Genomic DNA, 5,565 nt, shown 5'->3' on the forward strand with positions numbered 1-5,565 from the left:
CCTCGCAGGCGGTGATCACCGGCGCCTGCGAGGCGATGACGGTGGCGATGGTGGCCATGAGCAGAACCGGCCAGTAGGCGATCTCCGGCACCATTCGCCAGAACGGATTGATCGCCGCCGAGGGGTCCGAAAGCACCAGGGCGCCCTGGCCGAGATAGTTGAGGGTCAGGCAGGGCAGGACGAAGATCAGCCAGCCCTGACGGATCGGGGCCTTTCCGAAATGGCCCATGTCGGCATAGAGCGCCTCGGCCCCGGTCACCGCCAGGAAGACGCTGCCGAGAATGACGAAACCGAGGAAGCCGTTGTCGATCAGGAACAGCAGGCCGTAGTGCGGCGACAGGGCGCGCAGGATCGAGATGTCGTCGAAGATGTGCCACAGGCCGAGGCCCGCGAGGATCAGGAACCAGATCGCCGTCAGCGGACCGAAATAGCGCGCCACGCTGGCGGTGCCGCGCGACTGGATCATGAACAGGGCGATCAGGATGCCGGCCGCGATCGGCAGGACGAAGGGGCTGAGGGCGCCGCCGATGCCCGGCGCGTCGCGCAGGCCCTCGACCGCCGAGACGACCGAAATCGCCGGGGTGATGACCCCGTCGCCGTAGAACAGGGCGGCGCCGCAGACTCCGAGCAGGAAGACCAGCCCCGAACGGCGGCCCATGGCCCGCTGGGCCAGCGCCATCAGGGCCAGGGTGCCGCCCTCGCCTTTGTTGTCGGCCTTCATCAGAAAGACGACGTACTTCAGGGTCACGACCAGGATCAGGGCCCAGAACACCAGCGAGACCACGCCCAGCACGGCCAGCTCGGCCGTGCCGCCGCTGCGGCTGTGGTGCAGCGCCTCGCGCATGGCGTAGAGCGGGCTGGTGCCGATGTCGCCGAACACCACGCCGATGGCGCCGATGATCAGACCCCATTTGCCGGCCTTGACGTGACCGCCTTCGCCCGCCGCCGCGGGGTGCGGGTGGGGCGGGGCGACGGATTTGTCCTGGGGTTTTGTGGCGTTCGCAGCGGCTGGCTTGCCGTCTTCACCTTGGGGAGGGGCCCCGACCATGAAGTGCCTCCGGGACGCCGCACGACGCGGTTCCCATCAAACGAGCGGCGAGCCTTTAGGCCCTTTCGTCCGCCGGTTCAATCGTACCGCAAGTGCGAAGGGGTCCGGCAGGGTCGACGACCGCGGCCTCCGGAAAACTACGCCGTTTGTGAAAGGGCCGCCGCCGTCCTATCTTGAGGCCAACGCCATGTCCGACAGCCAACGTTTTCCCGTCGCCGCCCACGCCCTGGCCTATCTGGCCCACAAGGGCGCCTACTCGCCGGCCGAGGCCGCGCCGAGCGCGGTTCTGGCCGCCTCGATCCCGACCAATCCGGTGGTGGTGCGCCGGGTGACGGCGCTGCTGGCCAAGGCCGGACTGATCGCCACCCGGCCCGGGGCCTCGGGCGGGGCCTGGCTGCTGCACCGGCCCGAGACCATCACCCTCGATACAGTGCTGCGTGCGGTGAACGGCTGCGCCCATCTCGGCTCGCCGCCGGCCGGGGCCAAGGGCTGTCCCGTCAGCACCCATATTCCGCGTCAGGTGGCCAAGGCCCTGACCGCCGCCGACCGGGCCGCGGGCGAGGCGTTGTCGAAGATCACCATCGCCGACCTGCTGGCCGAGGATCCGCCGTCGCTGGCGGCCTTCGCGCCGCATTCGTCCTGCCCCGTCGCCGCGTGAGATCCGGCGTCCGCCGGACGGTTCTGATCACCGGGGCCTCGGCCGGGATCGGCGCGGCCCTGGCGCGAGTCTATGCGGCGGAAGGCTGGGACCTGATCCTGACCGCCCGCCGCGAGGGGCCGCTGAAGGCGCTGGCGGCTGAACTGGCCGGTCAGGGCGCGGCGGCGACCGTCATCCTGGAGGATCTCGCCGACCCGGCCGCGCCGCGCCGGCTGTTCGAGGCGGTGGCGGCGCGCGGCCTGACGGTCGACGCCCTGGTCAACAATGCGGGCTTCAGCCGCACCGCCGGCTTTCTCCAGACCGACCCCGAGGCCCACGCGGCCATGATCCGGGTCATGCTGACCGCGCCGATAGAGCTGGCGCGGCTGTTCGCGCCCGGGATGGTCGAGCGCGGCCATGGCCGCATCCTCAATGTCGCCTCGCTGGCCGGGCGGATGCCGGCGACCGGCGGCGACACCCTGTACGGGCCGATCAAGTCCTTCCTCATCAAGGCCTCGCAGGGCCTTCACCTCGAGCTGCGCGGGACCGGGGTGCACGTCACCGCCCTGTGCCCCGGCTACACCCTGACCGAGTTCCACGACGCCAACGGCACCCGCGCCGAGGTCTCGGCGGCTTATCCGGGCTGGATGTGGCAGGGCGCCGACCATGTGGCGCGGGTCGGCTACGCGGCCTGCGAGGCGAACCGGCCGAGCGTCACGCCGGGGGCGATGAACAATCTGCTGGCGGGGCTGGCCAAACACCTGCCGGACCGGATGGCGCTGGCCATGGTCGGCGGCCATGCGAAGCGGCTGAAGCGGATCTGAGCGACGGCTAGTGCCCGCCCTCCGGATAGGGCGTCGTCGCAATCGAGCTGAACATGCCCGGGATGGCCTCGGACAGGCCCGACAGCATGAACTGGATGGCCAGGGCGCACAGGATCAGGCCCAGCACGCGCACGATCACCGCCATGCCGACGTCGCCGAGCAGGCGGCTGAGCGGGCCGGTCAGGGCGAAGCAGACGAAGCTGACGAAACCGACGGCGCCTATGGCCGCGAGGGCGGCCACGGTCCCGGCCGGGCCGATCTGCTCGCCCTCGCCGGCGACGATGATGACGGTCGAAATGGCCCCCGGGCCGATCACCAGCGGGATGGCGAAGGGCACGATCAGCCGCTTGAAGCGGCGCCGGGCGTAGCCGCGCACGTCGAGGGCGTCGGAGGCGGCGTCGGCGTCGGCGAACATCTTGAGGAAGTCCTCGCGCACCATGTCGAGGCCGAGCAGCAGCAGCAGGATGCCGCCGGCGATGCGGAAGGCGGCCATGGAGATGCCGAAGAACTGCAGCAGCCCCAGGCCGGTGAACAGGAAGAAGGCCAGGAAGACCACGGCGAACAGGCAGATCAGGGCCGAGACCGAGATGCGCTGGCGCAGCGAGGCGCCCGCCGTGGCGGCGGCGAAGATCGGCAGGTTGCCGATCGGGTCCATCAGGGCGAACAGGGCCACGAACAGGTTGACGCCCAGATCGACCGCGTCCATGTGCTGACCTCGCCCTGCAATTCACCCGATCACGGCCATCAAGGCTGACGCCCGCCCGCGCGTCCAGTTCTAGCTGAGCCAGAGGAGCGACGCCATGACGCCGATGCTGACCGACCCCCGCCTGATCATCGGCCTCGACCTGCCGTCGATCGAGGCCGCGCGGGCCATGGTGGAGCGGCTGGAGGGGACGATCTCGGCCTACAAGATCGGCCTGACCCTGCTGGCCCGTCCGGGCGGCGTGGCCTTCGCCCACGAGCTGAAGGCGCGCGGCCTGACCGTGTTCCAGGACTGGAAGCTGCACGACATCGGGGCCCAGGTGGAGGGCGCGGCCCGGGCCGTGGCCGAGGGCGGCTGCGACCTGCTGACCGTCCACGCCGAGCCGCAGGTGATGCGCGGCGCCGTCAAGGGGCGCGACGCGGCGGGCACGGGCACGAAACTGCTGGCGGTGACGGTGCTCACCAGCCTGTCCGACGCCGACCTGACCGACATCGGCTACGGCTTCACGGCGAGCGATCTGGTCGAGCGGCGGGTGCGGCAGGCGCTGGACTGCGGCGTCGACGGGGTGGTGTCGAGCCCGCTGGAGGCGGCGCGGGTCAAGGCGCTGGCCGAGGAGGCCGGGCGACCGGACTTCCTGATCGTCACCCCGGGGGTGCGGCCCGAGGGCGCCGACCAGGGCGACCAGCAGCGCGTGGCGACCCCGCGCGCGGCGCTGCAGGCCGGCGCGACCCACCTGGTGGTGGCCCGGCCGGTGGTGGCGGCGGACAATCCTCTGCTGGCGGCCTCGGCCATCGTCGAGTCGATCGACGGCTTCGCCCGACCCTGAGTTCGGCCCCTAGCCGCGCTCGCCGGGCTCCTGGCGGTATTGCTGGCGCGGCGGCGCTTGCCGCCGGGGACGATACGGCCGTTCCGTCGACCGGGCCGGGGGCTCGTAGCGCGGCGGCTCGGGCAGATAGGCCGGCGGATAGGGAGCCGGATCGCGGCAGTCGCAGTCGTCGCGCCGATCGTAGTCCGAATAGGCCCCGTACTCTTCGTAAGCCTCGAAGCTCCCGTATTCCTCGTAGCTTTCGTAGCTTTCGTACGACCGCTCCTCATAGCGGTCGTGACGCTCGCTATAGCCGTAGCGGCCACCGCGGTCGGAACCGCGGTCCTCGTATTCGAAATGGCGGCCGCAGGAGGGCGGGCGGCGGCCGTCGCGGCCGAAGCCGGTGACCACATAGCCGAACGGGGCGCTGGCGCAGGCGACCACGCGACGGTCGATGTCGTAATAGATCGGCGCGCCATAGCCGTAGCCGACCATGTCGCCGCCGTAACCGCCGCCACCGACATAGACCGTGCCGCCGCCGAAGCCGCCGCGGCGGCCGTTGTCGACGCTGTAGGCGCGGGCGTTGAGGTAGGCGCTCGCCGAGGCCCCGGCGAAGGCCTGCGCGCTGGCGTTGGCGTTCACATTGACGTTCACATTGTGCGAGCCGCCGCCGCCATGGCTGCAGCACGGCGGGGGAGGCGGGGGCGGAGCGCAACAGGGACCGCCGGGGCGGCCGCCCCCTCTCGGGTCGCCGGCGAGGGCGGGTCCGGCCGCGAGCAGAGCGACGGCGACGGCGGAAAGGGTTAACACGCGCATGAGACGGACTCCGATACTGGAGACCTTCTAAGTCACTGGAAATAAAAGGGTTCAGATTGCACCGAGGGGGCGAAATCCAGGCCCCGGCATTCCCCGGACGGCGTCAAAATTAACCGTATCCGGCCTCAGCGGTCGTACAGATAGACGTCGCCGCAACCGCAATCGCGGTGGTCGTAGCGGGATCGGCGGTGGGATCCGCCGCGCGCCGACGGATGGCGGTCGTCGTTGTAGCCCCAGACGTCGCGGTAGCCTTGATGCGGACGGGGCTCGTACCGGCCGTAGCCGTAGCGGCCATGGTCGTGGCGGTCGTAACCGTAGCCCTGCCGACCGTAGACGTAGCCAGAGCCGTAGCCCCGGCCGCGACCGTCGCTGCGGCCGTACACCGGGGCCGGCACATAGACGTAGACCTGATCGGAATAGCCGTCGGCCCAGCGGCCGGTGTTGACGTAGGACCGGGTCTCGACCTCGGACAGGGGCGTGCCGCCGACGACCCGGCCGTAGGGACCGACATAGACGGGCTGGCCCCAGGTCTGGGCCGCCGCGCCGCCGGCCGCACCGATCGGGACGAGGGCGGCCAGGAAAAGGCCGGCGGCGGCGAGGGTGCGGATCATGGCGGCGAACTCCTGTGCGTCAGGGTTAACGCTGTTCGCCCGCCCGGGTTCGTTCGGGGCGTTCTCCGGCCTCAGAAATCGACCGCCAGGCCCTTCTTCTCCCAGTCGCCGTAGCGGGTCG

8 protein-coding genes are annotated in these 5,565 nt (G+C 70.9%); 3 read left to right on the top strand and 5 right to left on the bottom strand.

Annotated features, from left to right (window positions below; genetic code table 11):
• Positions 1–1,048: KUP/HAK/KT family potassium transporter (locus tag RDU12_RS11900; RefSeq protein WP_308684780.1), on the bottom strand; the 1,048-nt coding region annotated here is incomplete at its 3' end.
• Positions 1,049–1,235: 187 nt separating this feature from the next.
• Here RDU12_RS11900 and RDU12_RS11905 point away from each other — a divergent pair.
• Positions 1,236–1,706 (top strand): Rrf2 family transcriptional regulator, encoded by a 471-nt coding sequence (locus RDU12_RS11905; RefSeq protein WP_300292682.1) that lies wholly within the window; start codon positions 1,236–1,238, stop codon positions 1,704–1,706.
• A complete protein-coding gene (locus RDU12_RS11910) occupies positions 1,703–2,509 on the top strand; it encodes an SDR family oxidoreductase (protein ID WP_308684782.1) in 807 nt (268 codons plus the stop codon). Before RDU12_RS11905 ends, RDU12_RS11910 begins: the two co-directional genes overlap by 4 nt.
• A 7-nt stretch (positions 2,510–2,516) precedes the next feature.
• On the opposite strand, the gene RDU12_RS11915 is transcribed toward RDU12_RS11910, so the two are convergent.
• Positions 2,517–3,215, bottom strand: a complete 699-nt coding sequence (locus RDU12_RS11915; RefSeq protein WP_300293275.1) for a MarC family protein — start codon at positions 3,213–3,215, stop codon at positions 2,517–2,519.
• 103 nt (positions 3,216–3,318) lie between these two features.
• On the opposite strand from RDU12_RS11915, the gene pyrF reads away from it, so the two are divergent.
• On the top strand, positions 3,319–4,038 hold the full coding sequence (pyrF, locus tag RDU12_RS11920; protein ID WP_308684786.1) for an orotidine-5'-phosphate decarboxylase: 720 nt from the start codon (positions 3,319–3,321) through the stop codon (positions 4,036–4,038).
• Between the two features lie 9 nt (positions 4,039–4,047).
• Here the strand turns inward: pyrF and RDU12_RS11925 are convergent, their stop codons facing one another.
• The 3 genes from RDU12_RS11925 to RDU12_RS15880 form a co-directional block, all read right to left on the bottom strand.
• Entirely contained in the window at positions 4,048–4,671 is a 624-nt protein-coding gene (locus RDU12_RS11925) for a hypothetical protein (protein ID WP_308684784.1), read from the bottom strand.
• A 287-nt stretch (positions 4,672–4,958) separates the two neighbouring features.
• A complete protein-coding gene (locus tag RDU12_RS11930) occupies positions 4,959–5,444 on the bottom strand; it encodes a hypothetical protein (RefSeq protein WP_300293650.1) in 486 nt (161 codons plus the stop codon).
• A gap of 71 nt (positions 5,445–5,515) precedes the next feature.
• Positions 5,516–5,565 (bottom strand): DUF1674 domain-containing protein (locus RDU12_RS15880; RefSeq protein WP_374990216.1); only part of this gene is annotated, 50 nt, incomplete at its 5' end.

Source organism: Brevundimonas sp. (genome assembly GCF_031082345.1).
Lineage (GTDB): Bacteria > Pseudomonadota > Alphaproteobacteria > Caulobacterales > Caulobacteraceae > Brevundimonas.

What these genes read in the sequence shown, in the direction of transcription:
- pyrF (WP_308684786.1), top strand. Translation starts at nt 3,319, where the DNA reads ATGCTGACCGACCCCCGCCTGATCATCGGCCTCGACCTGCCGTCGATC.
- RDU12_RS11905 (WP_300292682.1), top strand. Translation starts at nt 1,236, where the DNA reads ATGTCCGACAGCCAACGTTTTCCCGTCGCCGCCCACGCCCTGGCCTAT.
- RDU12_RS11915 (WP_300293275.1), bottom strand. Translation starts at nt 3,215, where the DNA reads ATGGACGCGGTCGATCTGGGCGTCAACCTGTTCGTGGCCCTGTTCGCC.
- RDU12_RS11930 (WP_300293650.1), bottom strand. Translation starts at nt 5,444, where the DNA reads ATGATCCGCACCCTCGCCGCCGCCGGCCTTTTCCTGGCCGCCCTCGTC.